Source organism: Sphingomonas silueang (assembly GCF_040049155.1).
Lineage (GTDB): Bacteria > Pseudomonadota > Alphaproteobacteria > Sphingomonadales > Sphingomonadaceae > Sphingomonas > Sphingomonas silueang.
Genome location: NZ_JBDZDK010000044.1, coordinates 1 through 23,502, shown reverse-complemented (window position 1 = coordinate 23,502; position 23,502 = coordinate 1). Strand labels below are relative to the sequence as shown.

The 23,502-nt window shown below is 62.3% G+C and carries 21 protein-coding genes; 13 read left to right on the top strand and 8 right to left on the bottom strand.

Features of this window, described 5'->3' with window-relative positions; all coding sequences use genetic code 11:
• Positions 1–62 precede the first annotated feature (62 nt).
• From ABLE43_RS21550 to ABLE43_RS21535, 4 genes are all read right to left on the bottom strand, one after another.
• A complete protein-coding gene (locus ABLE43_RS21550; protein WP_348980107.1) occupies positions 63–1,205 on the bottom strand; it encodes an epoxide hydrolase family protein in 1,143 nt (380 codons plus the stop codon).
• Positions 1,206–1,568: 363 nt separating this feature from the next.
• A complete protein-coding gene (locus ABLE43_RS21545; RefSeq protein WP_348980106.1) occupies positions 1,569–3,026 on the bottom strand; it encodes an MFS transporter in 1,458 nt (485 codons plus the stop codon).
• A 182-nt stretch (positions 3,027–3,208) separates the two neighbouring features.
• Positions 3,209–4,153 (bottom strand): DUF5996 family protein, encoded by a 945-nt coding sequence (locus ABLE43_RS21540; RefSeq protein ID WP_348980105.1) that lies wholly within the window; start codon positions 4,151–4,153, stop codon positions 3,209–3,211.
• 208 nt (positions 4,154–4,361) lie between these two features.
• Entirely contained in the window at positions 4,362–5,192 is an 831-nt protein-coding gene (locus ABLE43_RS21535) for an enoyl-CoA hydratase/isomerase family protein (protein ID WP_348980104.1), read from the bottom strand.
• A gap of 326 nt (positions 5,193–5,518) precedes the next feature.
• Between ABLE43_RS21535 and ABLE43_RS21530 the strand changes: the two genes are divergently transcribed.
• A complete protein-coding gene (locus tag ABLE43_RS21530; protein WP_348980103.1) occupies positions 5,519–6,553 on the top strand; it encodes an IS110 family RNA-guided transposase in 1,035 nt (344 codons plus the stop codon).
• Between the two features lie 431 nt (positions 6,554–6,984).
• On the opposite strand, the gene ABLE43_RS21525 is transcribed toward ABLE43_RS21530, so the two are convergent.
• Positions 6,985–7,425, bottom strand: a complete 441-nt coding sequence (locus ABLE43_RS21525) for a hypothetical protein (RefSeq protein ID WP_348980102.1) — start codon at positions 7,423–7,425, stop codon at positions 6,985–6,987.
• Positions 7,426–7,464: 39 nt separating this feature from the next.
• Here ABLE43_RS21525 and ABLE43_RS21520 point away from each other — a divergent pair, with 39 nt between their 5' ends.
• Together ABLE43_RS21520 and ABLE43_RS21515 are read left to right on the top strand one after the other, a co-directional pair.
• Positions 7,465–9,270 (top strand): amidohydrolase, encoded by a 1,806-nt coding sequence (locus ABLE43_RS21520; protein WP_348980101.1) that lies wholly within the window; start codon positions 7,465–7,467, stop codon positions 9,268–9,270.
• Positions 9,271–9,385: 115 nt separating this feature from the next.
• The gene (locus ABLE43_RS21515) at positions 9,386–10,090 is read left to right on the top strand and encodes a CPBP family intramembrane glutamic endopeptidase (protein ID WP_348980100.1); all 705 of its coding nucleotides are present in this window, start codon (positions 9,386–9,388) and stop codon (positions 10,088–10,090) included.
• Between the two features lie 55 nt (positions 10,091–10,145).
• Here ABLE43_RS21515 and ABLE43_RS21510 read toward each other — a convergent pair whose 3' ends face one another.
• The 3 genes from ABLE43_RS21510 to ABLE43_RS21500 all read right to left on the bottom strand — a co-directional run bounded on the left by ABLE43_RS21510 (position 10,146) and on the right by ABLE43_RS21500 (position 14,030).
• Positions 10,146–11,093, bottom strand: a complete 948-nt coding sequence (locus ABLE43_RS21510) for a zinc-binding dehydrogenase (RefSeq protein ID WP_348980099.1) — start codon at positions 11,091–11,093, stop codon at positions 10,146–10,148.
• Positions 11,094–11,152: 59 nt separating this feature from the next.
• A complete protein-coding gene (locus ABLE43_RS21505; RefSeq protein WP_348980098.1) occupies positions 11,153–12,886 on the bottom strand; it encodes a monovalent cation:proton antiporter-2 (CPA2) family protein in 1,734 nt (577 codons plus the stop codon).
• Positions 12,887–13,133: 247 nt separating this feature from the next.
• Positions 13,134–14,030 (bottom strand): LysR family transcriptional regulator, encoded by an 897-nt coding sequence (locus ABLE43_RS21500; protein ID WP_348980097.1) that lies wholly within the window; start codon positions 14,028–14,030, stop codon positions 13,134–13,136.
• Between the two features lie 143 nt (positions 14,031–14,173).
• Between ABLE43_RS21500 and ABLE43_RS21495 the strand changes: the two genes are divergently transcribed.
• The 10 genes from ABLE43_RS21495 (at position 14,174) to ABLE43_RS21450 (ending at position 23,339) form a co-directional block, all read left to right on the top strand.
• A complete protein-coding gene (locus tag ABLE43_RS21495) occupies positions 14,174–14,827 on the top strand; it encodes a hydrolase (RefSeq protein ID WP_348980096.1) in 654 nt (217 codons plus the stop codon).
• Between the two features lie 50 nt (positions 14,828–14,877).
• Positions 14,878–16,368, top strand: a complete 1,491-nt coding sequence (locus tag ABLE43_RS21490; protein WP_348980095.1) for an alginate export family protein — start codon at positions 14,878–14,880, stop codon at positions 16,366–16,368.
• Positions 16,369–16,503: 135 nt separating this feature from the next.
• A complete protein-coding gene (locus ABLE43_RS21485) occupies positions 16,504–16,965 on the top strand; it encodes a VOC family protein (protein WP_348980094.1) in 462 nt (153 codons plus the stop codon).
• Positions 16,966–17,090: 125 nt separating this feature from the next.
• A complete protein-coding gene (locus ABLE43_RS21480) occupies positions 17,091–18,131 on the top strand; it encodes an Atu2307/SP_0267 family LLM class monooxygenase (protein ID WP_348980093.1) in 1,041 nt (346 codons plus the stop codon).
• Between the two features lie 29 nt (positions 18,132–18,160).
• Complete coding sequence (locus tag ABLE43_RS21475) at positions 18,161–19,024, top strand: SDR family NAD(P)-dependent oxidoreductase (protein WP_348980092.1); 864 nt, start codon at positions 18,161–18,163, stop codon at positions 19,022–19,024.
• A gap of 145 nt (positions 19,025–19,169) precedes the next feature.
• The gene (locus tag ABLE43_RS21470; RefSeq protein ID WP_348980091.1) at positions 19,170–20,192 is read left to right on the top strand and encodes an NAD(P)H-dependent oxidoreductase; all 1,023 of its coding nucleotides are present in this window, start codon (positions 19,170–19,172) and stop codon (positions 20,190–20,192) included.
• A 139-nt stretch (positions 20,193–20,331) separates the two neighbouring features.
• Complete coding sequence (locus ABLE43_RS21465; RefSeq protein ID WP_348980090.1) at positions 20,332–21,174, top strand: alpha/beta fold hydrolase; 843 nt, start codon at positions 20,332–20,334, stop codon at positions 21,172–21,174.
• Complete coding sequence (locus tag ABLE43_RS21460; RefSeq protein WP_348980089.1) at positions 21,171–21,467, top strand: GNAT family N-acetyltransferase; 297 nt, start codon at positions 21,171–21,173, stop codon at positions 21,465–21,467. Before ABLE43_RS21465 ends, ABLE43_RS21460 begins: the two co-directional genes overlap by 4 nt.
• Entirely contained in the window at positions 21,460–22,353 is an 894-nt protein-coding gene (locus tag ABLE43_RS21455) for a pirin family protein (protein ID WP_348980088.1), read from the top strand. The genes ABLE43_RS21460 and ABLE43_RS21455 overlap by 8 nt, the downstream gene beginning before the upstream one ends.
• Positions 22,350–23,339, top strand: a complete 990-nt coding sequence (locus ABLE43_RS21450) for a retropepsin-like aspartic protease (RefSeq protein ID WP_348980087.1) — start codon at positions 22,350–22,352, stop codon at positions 23,337–23,339. The genes ABLE43_RS21455 and ABLE43_RS21450 overlap by 4 nt, the downstream gene beginning before the upstream one ends.
• The last annotated feature ends 163 nt before the right edge of the window (positions 23,340–23,502 follow it).

The window sequence follows — 23,502 nt, the reverse complement described above, 5'->3', positions numbered from 1 at the left end:
GCAATGTTCTGCTTCGCTACGCCCTACGGGCTCCGCTGCGCAGGCCATTGCTCAACCCGCGCTCATGCGCAACAAAGCTGCCGGGCTCTAATCCGCGCTGGTGGAAACCAGGGGGTCACGTCACTCACCTTCTCGCCAGCATTGAATGGAAAGGGGATTTGCCTGTTCTCGAGGTACAGTCGCATCGACGAGCCGATCGTCCCGGTGAACCAGTAAATCGAGATGTCCGTCAAAATTCGATCGATCCCGAAGTTCGTTTCCATGTCAGGCCGATTGTCGCCCCAAGCATGGAACTTCTCGACGATCCACGCGGCGAGCCCGGCCGGTGAATCGTTGAGACCGTAGGCCAGTGACTGCGGTTTTGTACCCTGGATCGCGCCATAAGCGCCTTCCGACCTCGACCATGCCGCCGACTTATCGAGAAACGCGGTCTCCTCGGCGGTTTTGGGCGGCTGCCCCGTTCCGGTTGGAGGTTCGTAGCCGCGTGGGATGAAGTTGAGATGAAGCTTCGAGACCCGGTGCGGATTGTCGATCGCCATCCAAGTGGCGACACTCGCCCCCCAGTCGGTTCCCTGCACGCCGAATCGATCGTAACCAAGGCCGGTCATCAATTTCGCGTACATGGCGGCGATGCGCCTAGCATTCACTCCTGCCTCTTTGGGGGCGTCGGAAAACCCAAAGCCGGGCATGGATGGGACGATGACGTCGAAGGCGTCTTTCGGATCGCCGCCATGTGACCCAGGGCGCGTTAACAGCGGGATCACGCGCTCGAATTCGGCGAACGTTCCTGGCCAGCCGTGATTTAGGATCAAGGGTATGGGTGCGGGACCTTCGCCACGCTGATAGACAAAATGTATCCCCAAGCCGTCGATTTCGGCTTTGAATTGCGGCAGCAGGTTGAGCCGGGCTTCTTGCTCTCGCCAATCGAAGCGGTCGCGCCAGTAATCTACCAGCCCTTTGAGATAAGGAAGGTTAGTTCCGTCGGACCAGCCGGCCTTATCGACACTGCTAGGCCACCGCGTTTCGCCGAGCCGTCTCTTGAGATCGCGTATCTGTTCGTCTGGCACAGCTATGCGGAATGACCGTGTGCCTTCGCGACCAGCGCCGAAAGAGCCCGGGAACGTTGCACCGAACGCCGAGCCGGCCAAGACCGGACTTGCCAGCGCCGCGGCCGCTTCGACAAAAAAGGCACGCCTGTCGAGCATGATCTACTCCTTATCAAGCAGGTGTGTAACCTCGCGACGCCGCCGACAGTGGAGGCGAAGATTGATCGACAAGTGATCCTTGCCGTTTTTTGTCTTGCTGGACCGCCGTCTTCAGGAATTACGTTATTTCGTGACCGTGCAGGGTCATCAGGCGTAGTGCCTCTGATCGGTCCCGCGCGGTAGGTCAGTGGAATGCTACACAGCGTCGCAGGATCGGGAACGACGCATGTTTGGTGGCCTGAGACGTCTCGGCTCACCGCTCGGAAGGGGGAGCGAGCCCAATCCAGCACTCGTCACCCGACCGGAGCCGCTCCTGCGACGAAGGATGCGCCGACAGATCGATTGTTCAAGCGGGCAGTGATCTTAGGGCCGGATCGTGCTGCCGCTTGGATTGACCTCTGTTTCTCTGATCTTAGCAAAAGCGGCGACCGCTGCGATGAGCGCGAGGACGCTCCCGGTCCATGCCGCATGGACGACACCGTTCAAAAGAGCGGTTTGACCGCTTTTCGCAGTCGGAAGAACGAGGCCCAGGAGAGAGGTGGCAACCAGTCCAGCTACGCGCGATATCGCGTTGTTTAGTCCTGACGCGACACCGACCAGGCTATTGTCGACGGCATTCATGACTGCGGTGGTGAGCGGCGCGACCGTGAGCGCCATGCCGAGGGAAATCGTCGCGAGGCCGGGAAGAATGTCGCGCCAGTAGTCAACCCGACCTTCCGCGATATGCGCGATGAGAACAAAACCTGTCGCGACGATGAGAGGTCCAATCGACAAGCTCCGGCCAATTCCCCACCGTGCCGCTATACCTCCGAGAGGCCGCGACAGGGTTCCCATCACGAGCGGCAGAGGCAAAAGGGCCAAGCCTGCTTGTGTCGCGGAGTAGCCGAGCCCGTTCATAAAAAAGAGCGGGAGGAGAACCATGACCCCGCCAAGAGCGCAGTACAGCAGAAGGGTCAGGACTGAGATTCCAGCGAAGCTGGCCGAGGAAAATATCGCAAGCGGCATGATTGCGTTGCTTTGCTTGTGCCGCTCGACCCATAGAAAAGCCGCGGAAGCGATCACGCCGACCACTGCGCCGCCGACGACGAGAGAGTTCGACGTGCTCACATGGGGAAGGTAGGTGAGCGAAACGATCAGACTCCCGAGCGAGAGTACGGCGAGAATGCCGCCGGCGAAGTCGAGCGCGGCACCGGGAGATGACGACGCGCCACTCTGGATACTTCGCGTGCCCACCAGCAATGCCGCTGCTGCTGGAGGTATGACGATTGCAAACGACCAGCGCCAATCAGCGTGGTCGACGATTAGGCCGCCCAGCAGTGGCGCGGCTGCTCCGGCGATGGTGCTTGCGGCCGCCCAGGTTCCGACGGCTCCCGCGCGTTTGCTCCCCGAATAGGCGTCGGCGAGGAGCGCCAGACTATTTGGCGCGATCAAGGCCGCGCCGATACCTTGCACGACGCGTGCGCCAAGCATGAACGCCAGGTTCGGCGCGACTGCGCAACAGAGGGTCGCAGCGGTGAAGACGAGCAAACCGAGCATGAAAAAGCGCTTGCGCCCGAGGCGGTCGCCGAGCGCCCCACCGACCAGGACCAACGCCGACGTCGGGAGAAGGTAGGCGTTGAGGATCCACTGCAGTCCGGTGGTGTCAGCACCGAGGTCGCGCTGCATGGACGGAAGCGCCACCGTGACGATCGATCCAACGGTCACCACCAGGCTTGAGGCGAGGACGGTCGCGACTATGGTGCCCGCCCCTTCCGCAAGGTTGGTGCCTGAGGCATCCCGTGCGATTAGTTCATCACAGGGGGGCGGCAGGGACATCGTCATGGGTCTGGCATCCTAGATCCGGTTGATGTCTGCTGGTCGTTGCACCGGGAATGCTGAGGGGTGCGTCGGTGCGATCGCTGGTCTCAGACGAGATCGATCAAGTCAGTGATCGTCGACGAAGGAAACCGTCCGGCGATCGCGCCATCGGGCTTGTCTGCACTCGGTGCGAGGGATGAAGGCGTCTACGGTCGAGGATCGGGGTTTCTGACTGTTCCGGCCTCGCCGTGGTCGCAGTCAAGAAGCTCGCGATCCCACCCTCCCAGCGTGGCGGCCGCACGGTAGGTGCTTTCCAAAAATGCCAGCAACGCTGCATCGCCATCGTCGGCCGACCGTACGGCCTCATAAGGCAGAATGAATTCGGAAAGACCCTGGTCCCAAGTGGCGGCCGCGGGCTGAACTTCCGCGTTTCTAAAGCCTTCTGGCGCCGGGTAGGCGTAAGAGTAGAACGCAGGTTGCGAGAACCCACCACCACCCGGCCAGAAGCCCGCGGATGAAACCTCCCGGTCGTAGGCTTCCTGTGCAACGCGGTCCGGGAGCGCCGGAATACCCCCGCCATGCTGAGGAGCTCGCCGACCCGAAAAGCGCGTGACCGCCAGATCGAAACTGCCCCAGAAAAGATGGACCGGACTGCATTTGCCAAGGAAGGATGTTCGGAACCGCTTGAAGACGCGGTCGACCGAGATGAGCACTTGATGATAACGGCGGACGGCGTCGACGTCGTAAGGTCGGTCGAGATGGTCCTCGTCGAATGGAACGGGAAAGGGTACCTCATTCGGACGGCGATCGAACTGCGGCCGTCCGTCTAAGTCGGCGATCATCGTCGTGACGGATGCGTGGAATGCCGCAACCGTCATCGGCCCGAGCGAGAATGAGGACGTGCGCCCTTCACCGTTAGTGCCGATAAGCAAGTGATTGACGAGATCGAACTCGATCTCGATGTCGGGTCCATCGGGGATGAGTGACGTCGTCACGCCCCGCGCGGTCACGTAAAACGTGGCGTGCCACGAATGATTGACCCACGGCGTGTGCGCCAGGCGGTATTTTCCGACGATCTGCATGTAGAGGTGCAGGGCTGCGCAGGTGTCCTGCCACTCAGCGTAATCGAGACTGGGCCAATTCGTGCGCAAGGCAACATCCTCCTAGTCTCGGCGCCGGGTAGATGGTCACGCGAGCTGCGATCGTAACCTTCCGTGTCTCATCCTTCGGTCGGTCCGACTAGTCGCGCATTCCGCTACGCGGTGTTCCTCCAAGCGCGACAGACTTGCCGGAATCCGGTGAACGGACTGCGTGTTGCTGAGATGCTGCCGCTTCATCAGGACGGCCGGCGTAGGGATTTCACAAGGAAATGCCGCGCAGGATCGCTTCCAGCCGCTTCTCTCCCTCCACCGTCTGGGCGCCTCCTGCCAGGCCGCCTCGGATCAGTCGTTCTGCTGCCGGCGCGGCGAACAGCCTGCTCCACTCCGCCTGTTCACGAGAGAATCCCGCTGCGAGATCAGCGGGCGGCAGCACGCGTTTGGCGGCTTGCGCCACGCCGGCGGGCAACGCCGCAATGTCGCGGGCGAGCGTGTCGATGAATGTATCGAGGTCGGATGCAGGGAGTGCCCTGTTGATCCAACCATAGGCGGCGGCCTCCTCCGCGCTGAAGACACGGCTTCCAAGAATGATCTCCAGAACGCGGCCGCGGCTCATGCGCGTGGAGAGATACTGCATCGCGCCACCGCTCGGCACGATGCCCATGAGCGCCTCGATCTGGCCGAGGCCAGCGCGTCCAATCGCACCAAAGGCCATGTCGCAGGCGGCGATAAATTCTGCCCCGCCGCCGCGCGCCAGGCCAGCGAGCTTTGCTATGGTGACTTGCGGGAGCGCGCGAACCTGTTCGCCGAGCGCTTGGAAGACGTTGAGCCCCGCTGGCAAATCGACCGCCATCTCGTCGAATGCGTGCGGGTCGTCGATCAACGTCATGTCAACGTGCGCAATGAAGAAGTCAGGAGAAGCGCTTTCGAAGATGACTACGCGCGTTTCCTTGTCCTCACGGACTGTTGTCAGAAACCTTAGTAGGTCTGCCATAAGCACCGCGTCGAGAACATTGACCGGTGGCTTGTCGATCGTAACACGAGCTATGCCAGAGGCGAAAGCGACCCGCAGCTTTTGGTATTGATCTGGCATCCAAGTCTCCGATCATCGGTCGTGATAATCATACCGCCGCTGGAGGGGGGCCAGTAGCCGCAGAACGAGGGTAGCTGTGTCGCGGGGGCGGGAACGACCGGAGGCGAGCTAGCGGAGGCGGTAGGCGACGCCGCCGGGGGATGGATGCGGCGCTTGGAAGATTCTATCCAGCTAGCACTGACGCGCCTGCGGTGCTCGCAGCGATGTTTCGACGCTTGGCCCTCTCGCGACCTGAATGAATGGGGTGGATGGCTCCCGCTCACGGCATCGAGGTGCCAAGGTGTGAAGGCTATCAGGCATTCACGAGCATATGGGAGCCACCCGTCATGGAGATTAGCACGATCGGCCTCGATCTGGCCAAGAACGTTTTCCAGGTTCACGGTATCGATGCGGGCGGCAACGTGGTTGTCAGAAGGACGCTGCGTCGCGCGCAGCTTCTACCCTTCTTTGCGAGTTTGCCACCTTGTCTTGTCGGCATGGAGTCGTGCGGCACCGCGCATCATTGGGCTCGCGAGCTGATCAAGCTTGGCCACGATGTGCGACAGATGCCGGCAGCGTATGTCAAACCCTATGTGAAGCGCGGCAAAACCGACGCAGCTGATGCGGAAGCGATCTGCGAGGCGGTGACGCGTCCGACGATGCGGTTTGTGCCGGTGAAATCGCCGGAGCAGCAAGCAGCCTTGTCAATGCATCGGGCGCGCGACCTGCTGGTCAAGCAACGGACGCAACTCGTCAACATGGTGCGGGCGCTGCTTGCCGAGTTCGGCATCAACATTCCTCAAGGTGTTCGTCTGGCGTTGGAGATGGCGCGCAAGATCGTCGACGGCGAGGCGCCTCCCGTACCAAGGGAGGCGGCAAAGATCGCCGGAAGATTGTCGCAGCAGGCGCTCGATACCCATGCGCAGCTTCGAGAGATCGATCTGGATCTCCTCGCGTGGCAGCGGACGAACGATACAGCCCGCCGCCTCATGTCGATCCCTGGCATTGGTCCGATCGGGGCAACGGCGTTAGCCGCGTCGGTCACCGATGCCAGCCAGTTCCGCTCAGGGCGGGAGTTCGCCGCCTGGTTAGGCCTGACGCCGCGGCAGCATTCGAGTGGCGGCAAAGAGAGGCTTGGGCGGATCTCCAAGATGGGCGACAAGTATCTGCGTACGCTACTCGTCGTCGGCATGACGTCGCTGATCAAAGGCGTGAAGCGAAAGCCGGAGACCGCCGATCCGCGGCTCGTGGCTTTGCTCGCGCGCAAGCCTGTACGGGTGGCCACCGTCGCGATGGCGAACCACACCGCTCGGGTAGCCTGGGCTATTATGGCAAGAGGCGAAACATACCGGGCCGGGCACCAGCCCAGGCTGGCGGCTTGATGATTTAGCTGGCTCAAACAAAGGAGATCAGCTTCACGAGGTTGCGAGAGCGATGCGATGTGATGGCGAACCGGTCAGACCGGGAGCAGGGACAACCCAGCGGACGTTCAAGGCATCATAGCCTGTTGAATGAATTGGGACCCTGCTCGCGGATTCCATCAGGGCCAGCAGTTCTTCACCGACTGCACAAACAGGCCGAACAGAGAACTGCACCCGACCCTACGTCAGATCGTCAAATCACCCTTGCAACGCGGGAGCCATCCACAGAGAGCTGTCCGGGATAACGGCGCTCTTGCCACTACTCGCGGATGAGTAATTTGGCGTTCCGCATGTGGCGACAGAGCTACTCGTTTCGTGGGGCTACAGGCGCATCTGCCGGATTGCTACCGCACATCCGGGACCAGTTCGAGAGGCGTGAGCAAGGGATCGGCTCACATGGCCATCGAACCGGGATTTGCTTGCTCGAAGGTGTCAGGACAGCCATGCAGAATTTCATCGCCAGCGTTCGCGCCGCATACGTATTTGCGGGCATCATCACTATCCTCGGTTTGGGACCCGTTGCGGGCGAAGCCAGCGCCCAGCGGTGGACGGGGAAACAAGGCGAGGACGCCCGCACCTGCGAGAGGTTCGGCAATCGGTATGGCACGCCAGCCTTCAGCGACTGCATGCTGGCCCAGCAACATCGGCGTGACACGAAGCAGCTCAGGTCGATCGAGGAATCCGAGCGACTGTCCCAGATCGCCAGGGACGGTCAGATCATGGCCGACCGGGCTCGCCGCCAGCGCTGCGAACGCAATCCTAACCGCCGCGAGTGTCGCCGCAGATACCTGTCCGAGTAACCGATGGCGACCCAGCTGACGGGTCGCCGCCATAGCCTATCCACGCGAAAGCCCCAGGGAGCGCGAGCATTTATGATCAAGAAGGTGTTTGTCGCAGTCGTAGCGATTGCTACGTTCTCTGTGGCCCATGCGCAGTCCTCACCGGAGAGCTCGGGCGCCGACCTCATCGTCTTCAACGCCAAGATCTTCACGGGCACGCGTGCGGAGGCGACGGCAACCGCGTTGGCCGTCAAGGACGGCAGGATTTACTCGGTTGGACCCGATGCCACCATTCTCGCACTGAAGGGCGCCGCGACCAAGGTGATCGACGCACATAACCGTCGCCTGATCCCTGGCATTATCGATGCACACATCCATGTGCTCAACGACCTGGCGTACAATTTCAACGTACGCTGGGACGGTGTGCCGACGCTTCGTCAAGCTTTGACGATGCTTCGCGAGCAGGCGGCCCGCACGCCCGATGGGCAGTGGGTCAAGGTGATCGGTGGTTGGGCCCCCTATCAGTTCAAGGAGAACCGCTTTCCAACGCTTGCCGAACTGCGCAACGCGGTCCCCAATCGTCCCATGATCGTGCAATATGCCTATAACGAGGCGTTCCTGAACAAGCAGGCGATGACCGCGCTCGGCGTCGGTACCAGTCGGTTCCCGCAGCTGCCCGATGTCGAAATCGAGAAGGACGCTCGTGGCAACCCGACCGGCGTGGTCCACGGTTATACGTGGCTGTTTCTTGCGCTGGAAACGATGGTGCCGCAGCCCACATTCGACGAGCAGGTTAGCTCGGTGAGCTCCAGCATCCACGGTCTCAACCGCTTCGGCGTCACGACGATTGTCGATAACGGCGGCAGATGGGCGTACCCCAAGGGGCAGCAGGTCGTGAGTGCGCTCGCGCGGGAGGGACATCTCAACGTGCGCATGCCTTTCGTGGATCTGCAACTCGGCGCAGGCGGTCCTGTGAACATGGTCGACCTGGAAATCGAGGCGATCACGAAGACAGCCCCAATCAGTCCGGGCCAGAATCTCTATCCCGACCTGGCGCATGGTCTCGAATATCGGGGGGCCGGCGAGGTGTTGAACGGCGACGTGCACGATCACGAGAACTTCGACCGTGCAGCGGTCATCATCGCGCCGGAGAAGATGCGGCGCTTCGTCGAGGAGGATGTGAAGAAGCTGATTCAGCATCGCATCCCGTTCCGGATGCATATCTCCTACAACGAAAACATCTCCCCGTTTCTCGACGCGCTGGAGAAGGTGAACGAGACGGTGCCGCTCGATGGGCTACGATGGAGCCTGGAGCATGCCGAAACCATCACGCCGGAGAACATGGCGCGGGTGAAGAAGCTGGGCGGCGGCATCGCGCTGGACGGCAAGATGGCGTTGCACGCCGATAGCTTCATCAAGCGATATGGCCGCGATAAGGCCCTCGAGACGCCACGGCTTCGCATGCTCATGGACAGCGGGATCCCACTGGCGATGACCAGCGACGCATTCCGCGCGGCGACATACAATCCGTGGGTCAACCTCAGCTGGATGGTGACGGGAAAGTCCGTGTCCGGGTCCGAGGCACTCGCCACGAACAACCGCCTGAGTCGGGCCGAGGCACTGCAGCTGTACACGAGAAGGGCGGCTTGGTTCGCCGACGCGGATTCCGAGCTGGGCGCTATCGCCCCGGGAAATCTGGCCGACTTTGCGCTGCTTGACCGGGATTATTTTGCGGTGCCGGATGATGAGATCAAGTCGGTGACCTCTGTCTTGACGGTCATGAATGGAAGAGTGGTCTTCGGCGCGCAGGATTATGCCGGTCAATCGCCGACGCTGCCTGAGACCTTGCCGTCATGGTCGCCAGTGAAATACTTCGGGACCTATTACGGCGAGAAGTGAGCAGCCAAACAGGCAAGGTGCCGTCCGCTCTGCGGTGGCCGTCCCCCTCAATCGCGATGCTCGTTCGAGAGGGGCGGCAGCAGCTACGTTTCCGGGTTCAGCTGGAAGGCTCGAGATGAGGCGGATGCGCGGAGAGAGCGCCGACGATCGCGGACCCCGCCCTGGATGGCCTGAGATCCTCATCGGACTGGCCACCTACATTTTGCTGCTGCTTGGCTTTGCCTTGCTCTTAGGCTTCCTTCCCGGCAACGATCCGGTGCTGCTGGGCATAGTCGGCTCGACCGCCGGTGGATTCGTTGGTGTCGGCGCGTTCGCGGCGGCAGCTGGGCTGAGAATTCGAAAGCTTGCCCCATTTGGGTTCAGGCCAGCGTCGGCACGATGGCTGATCGCTGCAATCGGCCTAGGGATTGTCGGTTACGGCCTCAATCTCATCATTCAATTCACCTATGCCTATTTTTTGGGGAACGGTGACCCCCAGGGGATCCTGCATGCAGCCGCCCGAGGCGGACCTGTACCGTTCGCTTTGTCTTTCCTCGGCGGCGCCGTATTCACACCCTTCGGCGAGGAAGTTCTCTTCAGGGGCGTCATCGCTAACGCGCTCAATCGCTACGGCGCGGTCGGTGGCATCGCGCTCAGCGCGATCATCTTCGGTCTGGCGCACGGGATCAGCGTCATTCTCCCGATCGCGATCATGGTCGGCATTTTGTCAGCATCGCTGTTCCGCGCGACCAGGTCCGTCTGGCCCTGCTTCGTGCTCCACTGCGTGTACAACGGCGCCAATAGCGTTGCCTCGGCCCTTGGGTTTGCGCCGATGTCGTAGCGGCGCCACCGCGGCGGCACCGCGCCGGCCTGCCTCTTGCGCTCGCTGGAGCGCGTCATCCGACGCGCAGGACCGCTTTCCCCTTGAAGCCGCGGGTCAGGAGAGCACGCGCTACGTCGTCGATTTCGTCCCAGGTTCCCAATCGACCAATGACTGGGTCCAGCGTCCCCGCGCCCAGCCGGGCGGCGAGGCTTTCCAGCAGCGGCGCTGCCTGAGTTGCCTGAGGTCTCGTCAGCTCCTCGATCAGGAAGAAGCCATAAAGCGAGGTGCCGCCAAACGCGCCGCCGCCGCCGAGCCGGAACGCCTTCGCATCGAAGGTCGTGAGTTCATCTCCGCCAGCGTCGCCGAACTGTACGCACACTCCCCGCGGAGCGAGCCAAGTCAGGGCGTTGCCGAGAAGCCGCCCCCCGACACCCTCAAGGATGAGGTCATAGGGGCCAGTACGTGCCGCCGTCTCGGGATTGGACACCACGGTCTTCGCTCCGAGCCTTCGGAGGAGCGGGACATCCCTCTCTTCGCGAGCGTAGGCCGTCACATCCGCGCCCTTCGCCGCAGCTAACTGAACGGCAAGGAGGCCCACCCCGCCGGTCGCCGCGGTGACCAGGACCTTGTCGCCGCTTGCGAGCCGCTTTTTCGTCAATGCGATTGCCGCGGTCAGGCCCGCGACTGGCAGTACGGCCGCAACCTCGAAGGGAATGTGGTCAGGGATCGGCGCCAGGTAGGTTGTCGAGACGGAGACCAGCTCAGCCCAGGCGCCCTCGAATTTCAGTCCGACCACTCGGTCTCCGGGAAGAAAGCGCGAACCATCCGGCGCTGCCTCCACCACGCCGGCGAAATCCCAACCAGGGCGATGGCCTGGCGGAGCCGCGAAGGCACCACGAACGTCTCCGCTGTTAAGCGAGATGGCCTTCACCGCAACGATCGCCTCGCCGAAGGAAGCAGTCGGTGGGGCATGTTCCTGGATCGCTAGCTTCGTTTGGCCATCGCACTCGATTACCGTCACCGCTCGCATCATTGGATCTCATTTCAGGGGAAGTGAGGGGTTTGCGCTCTGGCGCAGGCTCATGAACCTGGGCTCAGGTGCAGCCGGTCACGTCCCGACATCTCATTGCCTTGGACTTGCTCGGACAGCCGTTCGCTGTCGCTCCGCCTCGCATTCTCGTCAGCTTCTTCGATTTCCGCTTCGGCGTAGCCGAGCTCGCGAAGGCTCTGCGTACCCATGACATAAGCAGACTCGACCGTTTCCCGAATCTCGAAATCGACGCCGGCGCGGATGAGGTCGATAGAGTGATTGCGATCGTAGCTCCTGACGAGCAGCTTCGCTCCAGGAAATTCGGAGCGCGCCAGAGTCACGATGCGCAGCGCAGCCTTTGAATCGTCGACGCACACCAGGATAATATCAGCGCCGGCCGCGCCGGACTGCCGAAGCGTTTCGAGACGTGACCCATCGCCAAAGAAGACCTTGAATCCGAAGCGCGCTGCATCCCGGATTCGCTCGGGGTCGTTGTCAATGACGCTGAGTTCGACCGGTTTCGACAGCAGCGTTTGTGACGTGATTTGACCGAAGCGGCCAAAGCCCACGATCAACACGCGTCCCGTGAGGCCGTGGGCGACGTCCACATCTGCCATCGACACCTCGGTTGTGAGCAGCCGTTGGGCAACGCTCGCCAAGATGGGGATCAGCGCCATCGCGAGGATTACGACCGTTGAGAGAAGAGCCTGCTCCCGTGCACTGATCACTCCGCCCGCCGCCGCCGCCGTGAAGACAACGAAGGCGAACTCGCCACCCGGTAGAAACATGGAGGCGCGTTCCATCCCGCGCCGCCTCTCGCTGCCGAAGAAACGTGCGACCGCGTAAACGGTTACGCCTTTGGCCACCATGAAGGCGAGCAGCATGGTCAAAAGCAGCGGCCACTCGGTTGCTACGATGCGCAGATCCAGCGTCATCCCGACGGCCATGAAGAACAGACCCATCAGGAGCCCACGAAACGGCTCGACGTCGCTTTCGACCTGATGCCTGTAGCTCGAGTTTGACAGCATGACACCGGCGAGGAACGCCCCCATCGCCATCGACATGCCGGCCGCATCCATGAGAAGCGCGGCACCGAGCACCACCAGCAGTGCCCCGGCTGTCAGGACCTCGCGCGTCCTCGCTTTGGCCAGAAGTGCAAAGAACGGGTTGAGTGCCCATCGAGAAACAGCCAGGAGGACGAGTAGCGAAGCCAGCGCAATCAGCACATCTGCCCATCTGACCGCCGCGTGCGAGAGCGGCGACAAGAAGGCGACCGACGCGAGGAGCGGCACGATCATGAGGTCTTCGAACAGCAGGATTGCAACGGCTTGCTGCCCAGCGTCACCCGACATTTCGTCGCGATCCTGAAGCACGGACATGATGACCGCGGTCGAAGAGAGTGCCAGCGTGGCAGCTGCCACGAATGCGGTTCGAGCGGAGAGGCCGAAGATGAGCGCAGCGGTCGCCCCAAGCGCAAGCGTCGCACAGGCGACCTGTGATAAGCCAAGACCGAGGATCTGACCACGCATCGCCCACAGCTTCTGCGGTCGCAGTTCGAGGCCGATCACGAACAGGAATATGACGACGCCGAGCTCAGAGAAATGAAGCATGGATGCCGGATCGGTTAAGAGGCGCAACGCGGAGGGACCAACCAGCAGTCCAGCCGCAAAATAGCCCTGGACCGAACCGAGGCCGAGACGCCGGAACAGGGGTACGGCGACTACGGCTGCTCCCATCAGGGCGACCGCCGGCCCGATCGTTTGGCCGAGGCTCTGGTCAGCCATTGCGATGCCCGGCTATCGGTCGCACCATGTCCGTCATCTACACTCCTGTCTCGAGCGGGAGCGACCTCCAGGGGAAAGTCTGTGGGCACTCACCTCGCAGGTTTGGGAGTATCGTCTGCCGGTCTGCGGCGGGGGTAGCCCCGCCTTTCGTCAAGCTGTGTCGCGGAAAGCGAAACGCCGAGGCGATCGGACGCGACGGGAAGCTTGGGGCAACGCGGTCATATGGCGCGCTGGTGCAGCGGCCGCATCACCCCGAGGCCGCTACGCTGGTGTCGGTATGGCGCCCGAAGCACTCGATCAGCATCTCCGTGAGAATCCGAACTTTACGCGACGGATGCTGCCCAGGTGGTCGTACGACGTAGATGGCATGCTCTGGAATGGGATAGCGGGGCATCACCTGGACAAGAGCGCCAGAATCCAGATGCTCTTGAATGAGGTCGTTGGGAACAGCGGCGATCCCGATCCCGGCGACTGCCGCTGCAACGAGGGCAACACCGTTGTCGGCCTTGAACCGCCCTTGCGGTCGCAGCGCAAGGACCTTGTCGCCGTCGAGGGCGGGCCACGTTTCGGTTCCCTGCATCAACGCTTGGTGGGTCACCAATTCGTCGGGCGTTTCGGGCGCTCCGTGTTTCTCGATATAGGCGGGCGATGCGACGAACTTGGCGTCGATCGGGCCGATCCGCCTTGCGATCAAATTGGAGTCGGGCAGCTTTCCGACGCGGATCGCGCAATCATAGCCTTCGGCAATCAGGTCGACGAACCGGTCCGTGTAGCATGAGTGGATGTGCAGCTCTGGGTGGCGCGCCGCCAGTTCAGCGAGGACGGGCGCGAAGTGCGTTGGTCCGAACGACAGGGGTGCTGCAACGCGCAGGCGTCCTCTCAGCTCACCCGCCGGCAGCACGGTCTCTTTGGCGAGATCGATCTCGGCGACCACTCGAGCCGCATACTCCCGGAACGTCGCACCGGCCTCGGTGAGAGCCGCGCCGCGCGTCGTGCGGGCGAGGAGTTGAACGCTCAGCTCCGCCTCGAGCCGGACGAGCCGCCGGCTGACCATCGATTTGGAGATGCCGAGGCGGCGCGAAGCGGGCGTCACTCCGCCTGCATCGGCTACCTCGACGAAGGTCCGCAAATCCTCAATTTCCATTCAGCGTTCCCCTCCGTGCGACACAGCATATCATCTGACGATGCTACCGCGCCGGAACGGGGAATGGCAACACTCGAACTTAGGGGCTTCGCCTCGACGGACCCCCAGCGATCTACGAACCATTCCAGAGGAAAAGAACCGCCATGACCTTCCGCAACGGCCTCGACTCGCTCCTTCGTCCCGAAGACTCGGTGCTCGTCCTGATCGATCATCAGCCCTATCAGCTCGCGAACCTGAACAGCCACGATCCGCAGGCCGTGGTCAACCTGACGACTGCGCTGGCCAAGCTGGCAAAGGCCTTCAATGTGCCGACCATCCTCACCAGCGTGATTGCGGGTCGTGGCGGTCTCCTCTTCAAGCAGATCACCGACGTCTTCCCGGGCCAGGAGGTGATCGACCGCACCTGGGTGAACACCTGGCAGGATGAGAAGGTCGTGGATGCGGTCAAGGCGACCGGCCGCAAGCAGCTCATCATCGCGGGGCTCTGGACCGAAGTCTGCGTCGCGATGCCCGTGATCCAGGCGGCCGGCGAAGGCTGGGACGTGACCGTGATCACCGATGCATCCGGAGGGATCTCGAAGGAGTCCCATGAGGTGGCGGTCCAACGGATGATCGCGGCGGGTGCAAATCCGATGACGGTCATGGCGCTCGCCGGTGAGTGGCAGCGCGACTGGGCGCGTACCGATCATGTCGAAGCGCTGACCGAGATCCTCATCGATCACTTCGGCGGCAGCGGCATCGCCTATCTGTGGGAGCAGCAACTCCTGAAGACCCCCGTCGACGCCAACGCGGGCTGATCGCGATGGGTGGCGAGTATCGGCCGCGCGCGCTGCGGGCCACTGGTCGCATGTCGATGCTCGCCATCCAAATGCTCCAGGCCGGCGCAGCGGAGCGTCTGTCCGTAAACAGTAGCGGACACAGCATCCCTCGGCCGACCCGCAAGGGCTGGCGCCTGATCGTGGCTGCGGGGGCCTTCGCCTTCCCCTATTCGGCCAGTGCGCAGGTGTCGACCAATGTTGAGCGAGCCCCGACCCTGACCATCGAGCGCTACTCGGAGGATTGGTCGTGGCTCGCTGATCCTTCCAAACGAAAGGGCGACTGGGCTGAGCCGCTTAAGTACATCCCGCTGAACGACGACGGGGCGGTGTACCTCACGACCGGACTCGAGGCGCGAACGCGCTACGAGGGCTATGAGAATGTGAACTGGGGGGCATCGCCGAACGACGGTTATGTTTGGAACCGCCTGATGCCGTACGCGGATTTGCACGTCGGGAAGGTTCGGTTCTTCGCGATGCCCATCCTCTCTTCGATTTCGGGTACCGATCGTAAGAAGGGTCCGGCGGATACTACCGGCGTCGACATGCTGCAGGCTTTTGTCGATGTCGACTTGACGGTGCCGAGCGGTGACTCGCTAAGGCTGTCTGCAGGCCGCAAGCTGGTCTCGCTTGGATCGGGGCGCTTCATCGACAGGCGCTATGGCACTGGCGTTCCGCTGCCCTTCGATGGTTTTGAAGCGATCGTTACCGGTAAGACGCGCCAGGTAACCGGGTTCTATCTCCAGCCCGTCGACACAGGCGTAGGCGACTTCAATGATCGGCGGTCGCGCAACAAGGCGGTCTGGGGGGCTTATGCCACTCAATGGTTCGACACGAAGCACCTGAACGGGTTCGATCTGTACTATATCGGCTTGAGAGACCGTAACGCTGTCTTCGATCAGGGATCGGGCAAGCAGGTGGCGCACACGTTCGGTTCGAGAATCTTTGGCGACACCGGGGCATTCCACTGGAACGTCGAGGGTGCCTACCAGCGCGGAACATTTGCCGGCCACCGTTCGGAGGCATGGGGTGCGGGGTTCGAGACAGGGTATCGCTTTCTCAAGACCCCCCTGCGACCGGAACTCGGCCTGACGGCGGATATCGTGTCAGGCGACGGTGATCCGACGGATCAGAAACTCGGGACGCTCAATCCGCTGTTTCCCAATGGCAAATATTTCGGCGCGTTGTCACCGATTGGTCCGCGCAACCTGATCCACGTGCGGCCGTCAACCACTCTTCATCCCCATACCAATGTCGCCGTGTCTTTGACGGGGGTCGCCTACTGGCGCGAAAGTTTACAGGACGGCATCTACGCCATTCCTGGGTTCCTGGTGCGGAGCGGGAAGGGCAGCGACGCTCGATTCATCGGAAAAGAGGTCGAGTTGGCTGTCAGCTGGCAGGCAACGCCCAAGTTGAACCTGACCGCGTCACTTAGTGCTTTCGATCCGGGCCCATTCATACGCGACACGGGCCCGGCGCGCACCATTAAGATGGCCGGCGCCCAGACGACCTTCAGGTTTTGATGGGCCTTCGCGAGCAGCCAACGGGGTGCTCGCGGCATGCCGCCGTCGACAATCCGTCCGCGCTTGCCTGCTGCCGTGCGATCTCAAGGCAATTGGCAGCCGTCTCTGCCGTAACCCTCGCGAAAAGGTCCATACATGGCTGACTTCATACCGCCCCCGCCCAAAAGAACCTCGCCATTTGCGGACATGCGCGGCCATCACGTCGCGGTGCGCACGCCCGATCTGGGCGCGTTCAAGCGCTGGTACGTCGAGACACTCGATTTCCGCGTGGTGGCGGAGTGGCAGGTCGACGCGTTGTCGTTGGCCTTCATGGCTCCTCCGACGGACGATGAGTTCTATATCGAGATACTCGGCGGATCAGAACCCGCGCCGCAGGACGTGCGCCCATTCACGGACCTCGGGGGTAGCTTGTCCTATGCCGGCTATCACCACTTCTGTCTGAACGTGGCCAGTATCGAGGCGACCGTGGAGGAGCTTCGTAGGCGCAAGGTCAGGATCGTCGTCGAGCCGGTCCAAGTCGACGCGATCAGCCGCCGGATTGCCTTTTTTGCGGATCCGTTCGGGAACCTGATCGAGTTGGCTGAAGTGCTCGCGTGAGCCCATGCTTCTGAGGCGCGGTTGGTCAGCCACTTTGACCGAATGGGCGCCGCCCGAAACGATCGATCATCTCCAAATCGACAGGACCAGGCAGCGCCCGACACGGAATGGAAGGAGTAAATCCCATGGAAATAGGCATCGACAGCTTTGCGGCGATCCTACCCGATCCCGCTACTGGCGCGCTGCCGTCGGCGACCGACCGCATGGCGGACCTGCTCGATGAGGTTGAGGTCGCTGATCGCGTCGGGCTGGACGTTTTCGGCATAGGGGAACATCACCGTGCAGAGTTCTTGGACTCCGCTCCCGCCATCATTCTTGCGGCTGCCGCGGCCCGTACCAGTCAGATCCGGTTGACCAGCGCGGTGACGATCCTGAGCGCGGCGGACCCCGTCCGCGTCTTCCAGGAGTTCGCAACGATCGACCTGATTTCGAAGGGGCGTGCCGAGCTCGTTGTCGGGCGCGGATCATTCGGGGAGGCATTCCCGCTGTTTGGCCTCGACACACGGGCATATGATGCCCTGTTCGCTGAGAACCTCGAGCTGTTCCTGAAGCTCGGCGAGACGAGCCACCCTGTCTGGAAAGGTCAGTTCCGGCCTGCGTTGAGCGGGCAGGGCGTCTACCCGCGCCCGCATCAGCAGCGGCTGCCCGTCTGGCTCGGTGTCGGTGGCACGCCGCAGTCGTTCGCTCGTGCAGGTACGCTTGGCCTTCCGCTGATGATCGCCATTATAGGAGGGTCGTTCGACCGCTTCAGGCCGGCGGTAGACTATTATCGCGAGGCAGGCGCGGAGGCGGGACATGATCCCGCCAAACTCAGGGTCGGCATTCACGCCATGGGATTTGTTGGGGAATCCGACTCCGGGGCGCGCGACGCCTTCTTTCCGGGTTGGGCACATCTCACCGGCAAGGTCGGCCGCGAGCGCGGCTGGTCGCCGCCCACCAGAGCACAGTTCGACGATATGGCCGGACCAGATGGCGCGTTTCTCGTCGGCAGCCCTGAGACGGTAGCGGCGAAGATGTTGCGAGCGAACGATATCCTCGGAGGCATCTCTCGCATCACCTTCCAGATGAGCACTGCGTCGCTTGAAACGGCTGCGATGAAGAAGTCGATCGAGCTTCTCGGCAACGAGGTGGCTCCGATCGTGCGGCAACGCCTGCCGGCGGGATGAGGCTGGTTCTTTGAGCAGAGGGTGCTGGGATGGCGACGCACTTCAGGAGGGCCGGTCGGTCCGTGGTGGTTACCGGAGGCGGGCAGGGGCTCGGACGGGAGATCGCACTTGGCCTCGCCGCAGAGCGCTACATAGTTTTCGGCACCGCCGCCTCCGCGCAAGAGGTGGAGGATCTTCGAGAAGCCTCCAGGGGACGCGTTAGTCTGGCGGTATGCGATCTGAAAAACGCCGAAACGGTCAAAGCTTGGGCTGCTGGCGTCTCCGAGGCGATCGGTGCGTCAGGTCTCGACATCCTGATCAACAATACGTCCCACCTTTCGCCGGGGCCGTTGGAGATCGTTCCACTGCAAGAGGTTCGCCGCGGGTTCGAGATGAACGTGTTCGGTGGGCTGGCAGTTATAAACGCATTTCTTCCGGCTTTGCGCCTGGCTCACGGGCGGATCGTCCAGATCAACGCGTGGATTGAGGGGGCGCCTCGCCATTTTGATGGGATAGCGGCTGCTTCGCAGGCCGCCATGGAAGCGTTCTCCTCAGCGTATCAGGCGGAGTTGAAGCCTTTCGGGATCGACGTCATCGTGGCGTCGATCAGTGATCTCGAGTCAGCCGGCACGCGGGCAACCGCCTCTTTGGCGCAAATTGATCACAGCATGACGGCCGCGCAGCGCAAGCTTTACGGACAGCGGCTGCGCACGTGCCTGGAGAAGCTTGCGGGCTCTGCAGGATCTGAAGGACCGGGAGAGGTGGCGGCAAAGGTTATTGAGCTAGCGGTACAGCGCCGCACGCCGGCCAGGTCGTCGATCGATCCCGAGGCCAAACGATTGATGCTGGCCATCCGCGAACGCACCGACGCGGAATTGAAGAAGCTTTCGTCAGGGCTGGCTGGGCCATACTGATGGGAGCGCTTCACGCGAAGCGGGCCCCTACGCTGTAACACACCGGCTGAGTTCCTCTTTCTGCGACACAGTATGTCGCTTCCCGGTGCTACTGCGCCGTTTAGCGGAATGGTAAGCCGCGCTTCACCTTGGGGTGGAGCGCTGTGTGGACCGCATTCTCGTCATCAATAGCAGCACGTCGGGCGAAGGCTCGGTATCGCGCACCTTGGTCGAGGACGCCGTAAAGCTCCTGCTGGCCGCAAATCCGCATGCCCAGGTCACGCGTCGCGACCTGGGCGATGGTGCCGTCCCTCATCTTACCTCCGGCTCGGTTGCCGGTGTTCGTGCGGTCGCGACCACGGAGGACGAACTCGCCACGAGGGACCTCTCCGACGATCTGATCGCCGAGCTTCGGCAAGCGACCGTCCTCGTGATCGGCGCGCCGATGTACAACTTCAGCATCCCTTCCGCTTTGCGCGCCTGGTTCGATCACGTGCTGCGGCCGCGCGTCACATTCGCTTACAGCGAGACTGGGCCCGAAGGGTTGCTCAAGGGTATTCGCGCGATCGTCATCCAGTCGCGGGGAGGCCTGTACACCGAGGGGCCAGCCAAGGTCATCGACTTCCAGGAGCCCTACATCAAGCAGCTGCTCGGCTTCGTCGGGATCACCGACGTTGCTTTCGTTCATGCTGAGAAGGTCGGATATGGTCCCGAGGCGCGAGAGGCTGCTATCGCCCATGCACGGTCTCAGATCTCGGCCGCGGTTGCGCGGATCTCTGAAGGCGGAACCGCCGCTCCCGCGACGCCCGACGAGCGTCACGACGTCATCGACTTCGAAGGCATTCTCGATGCCAACCTCCGGCGGGTGTTCAGCGACAAAGATCCTGCGCGGCGGCTTGAGGCGATCCGCGAACTCTATGCCGATGACGCGCTGTTTTACGAAAGTGATCGTTCGGTGCAAGGACACGAGGCGATCGCACGATTGGTGTCCGGATTGATCGACCCGATGCCGGCCGATTTCATCTTCAGTGCCATTCGTCCCGGAGCGGGCCATCACAATCTCGGTCGGCTTCAGTGGCGCTTGGGACGACCCGATGGTCCGGCTGAGGTGACCGGTACCGACGTCGCCCATATCCAGAATGGTCGCATCCAGACGCTTCACGTGTTCCTGGACCAAAGCGAGCGGTGAGCGACATCGCCAAGGTCGAAACCCGATCGGAGGTCGCTGACCGACCAACCGGCACGCAACCGTCCAACCGCGGCGCTGACTTGGGATGACCTGCCTCCCAGAAATTACCCATTAAGAGCCGAAAAGGATCGATCAGCATATGGCAACCCTGACGACGCAGGATGGTACGCGCCTCTTTTACAAGGACTGGGGTCCGCGTGACGCTCGACCGATCGTGTTCCATCACGGTTGGCCGCTGAGCTCTGACGACTGGGACAACCAGATGCTGTTCTTTCTCAGTCAAGGCTTCCGCGTGGTTGCGCATGACCGGCGCGGCCACGGGCGATCCGACCAGACCGATACCGGGAACGAGATGGACACGTACGCGGCCGATGTCGCGGAGCTCGCAGACGCTCTGGATCTAAAGGGCGCGGTGCATGTCGGCCATTCGACAGGAGGCGGGGAAGTGATCCGCTATGTGGCCCGCAGCGTCCCCGGCCGTGTTGCGAAAGCCGTTTTGCTCGGCGCCGTTCCACCGGTCATGCTGGCGACGGAGCGTTACCCCGGCGGACTGCCTATGTCGGTGTTTGACGGATTTCGCGACGCGCTAGGCAGGAACCGTGCACAGTTCTTCCTCGATGTTCCCAGCGGACCATTCTACGGGTTTAACCGCGACGGTGCGGAGGTCAGCGAGGGCTTGATCCGCAATTGGTGGCGGCAGGGGATGATGGGCGGGGCGAAATCCCATTACGACTGCATAACTGCGTTCTCCGAGACTGATTTCACGGCAGACCTGCAGGCGGTCTCGCTACCAGTTCTGCTGATGCACGGAGAGGACGACCAAGTCGTGCCGATCGAGGCCTCCGCCCGAACCGCGATCAAGCTCCTGTCGAACGGCACCCTGAAGACATATCCCGGCCTTTCACATGGCATGTTCGCAACACACCCCGACGTGATCAACAGCGATTTGCTGGCCTTCATCAACGGGGAGCCGCTCGCATGAGCACTGTCGAGGACAATCCGGTCGAGCACCGCTTCGAGCTGCCGATCGACGGATCCCATGAAGTGGCGGCGGCCTACTACCGCATCGATGGCGGCACGATCGTCCTGACCCATACGATCGTTCCTGAGCGTTTCTCCGGTCAAGGTATTGGTTCGAGGCTCGCGAACGGCACGTTCGAGTTGATCCGGGCATCTGGCCGTAAGGCTGTCCTGATCTGCCCGTTCATGGCTGCCTATTATGCCCGACACCCCGAATATGCTGACATAGTGGTGCCGGAGAACTCCGATGGTTGAAATGGTCATCGACCAGCGGCGGCGTGACTTGGGCGGCGGCTTTGAAGTCGGTCGTGTCTTGCCGTTTGCAAAACGCCGGATGGTCGGCCCCTTCATCTTTTTCGACCATATGGGCCCGATGGATCTTGCTGCTGGCATCGATCGCAAGTTCGATGTCAGGGCACATCCCCACGTCGGCCTTTCGACCGTGAGCTATCTCTTTTCCGGCGAGATCATGCATCGCGACAGTTTGGGGTATGAACAGCCCATCCGCCCGCGAGAAGTGAACTGGATGACTGCCGGCAGCGGTATTACACATAGCGAACGGTTCGAGCACGCTCGCGCGTTCGGCGACCATCTGCATGGTATTCAGGCCTGGGTCGCTCTGCCGGTTGAGTTTGAGGAGACGGCGCCGGCATTCACACACCACGCCGGTAGCGACCTCCCAGCGTGGAACGACGGCGGCGTCGCAGGTCACCTTATCGCCGGCAGCGCCTATGGTCTGACGGCGGGGGTCAGAACGCACTCGCCGCTCTTCTACGCACACCTTGAGATGGAGCCGGGCGCGGTCGCCGAGGTCCCCGATCAGCATCAAGAGCGGGCGCTCTACATCGCGGCGGGCGCGATCGAGATCCATGGCGAGCGGTACGAGGCGGGTCAGATGGTGGTGCTTGACGCGGGCTCTTCGCACTTCAAGGCCAAGTCTCATTCGACGGTAATGGTGCTTGGGGGCGAGCCGATCGGCGAACGCCATCTGTTCTGGAACTTCGTGTCGTCCTCGAAGGACCGGCTCGCCCAGGCGGCCGCCGACTGGAAGGCGGGCCGCATGAAGCTGCCGGACGCAGACGATGCGGACTTCATCCCGCTGCCGGACGACTTAGCCTTGCCGACGCGTGCTGCGCCATGACCATCGCGGCTCGGACCGGTGTGGCGCTCGCGGCGGCGCTACTCCTCGTCGGCAGCATTTCGGCCGCTTCCCCATCGTCCCGGCCGACCTCCGCGCCGTCGGTTATCCGTTTCGAACTGCGGGATAATCTCGTCCGCATCCCTGTGGACGTGAATGGGCAGCGCCAGAGCGGCGTCCTCGACAGCGGGGCAGGTGCGGTCCTGCTCGACCGGCAAGTCAGCAGGCAACTGGGCCTGAGCGAAGGCGCTGCGGCCGGTGATGCCGCTGGTGGTGGCAACGAGGCAAAGGCGCTTTTGCCAATCACTATCTCCCGACTGAGTGCGGGACCGCTGCAATTCGAGAATCTTGCCGCCTATGCGATGGACCTCGGCAATCTGTCATCGTCGGCCGGTTTCCCGGTCGATGTGATCCTTGGCGCTCCAGCCTTCGAAAAGGGGATTGTGAGCGTCGACTACGCGCGCCGGCACGTGACAATCGATAGATCGAAAGCCACGCCTTTCTGCGCCGCTCCCATACCGCTTGAAATTGTGCATGCGGCGCCCGTCATCGAAATCGAAGTCCGCCCGATGAAGGGCGAACGCCCGGTTCATCTCAAAGTGCTGGTCGATTTGGGTACACGGCACAGTGCATTGGTATTGGGCGGCGCCTTTCTCCGCAGTGAAGTGGGTAAAAGGCTCCTCGAGACGGCCGTTGCGAAAGAGGTCGGCTTTGGCGTCGGCGGTGCGGTGAACGGGGCGGCTGCCCGGGTTGCGGACGTTCGCGCCGGTAGGTCGAATTTTGGGCCGCTCGAGGTCAGCCTTACTTCCAACGTCCCGGCTTTCGAGGGAACGGGCATCGATGGAACATTGGGAGTGCCGCTCTGGATTGGTGGCGTGATCGCCTTCGATTATGAAGGCCGTCGCTTGTGCATTACGCGCCAGAAGGCCGCAAGCCGCGCCCCCTCCAAGGACGTCGTAATGCAACATCGCGCCGCGCCGCGCCCCTGATCCATGGCAGCCCTCCTAACACGAGCGACCGCCTCTGAAATGTGGATCGGCGTGGAAAAGGGACCCCGGTAGCGGGGTGATCGGCGTTGAAAAAGGACCCCTCATCCCGGTGGTCTAGGCTGTTCGCTTGGCGGTGTGTCAGGCGGCGAGATCGGGATGCTGG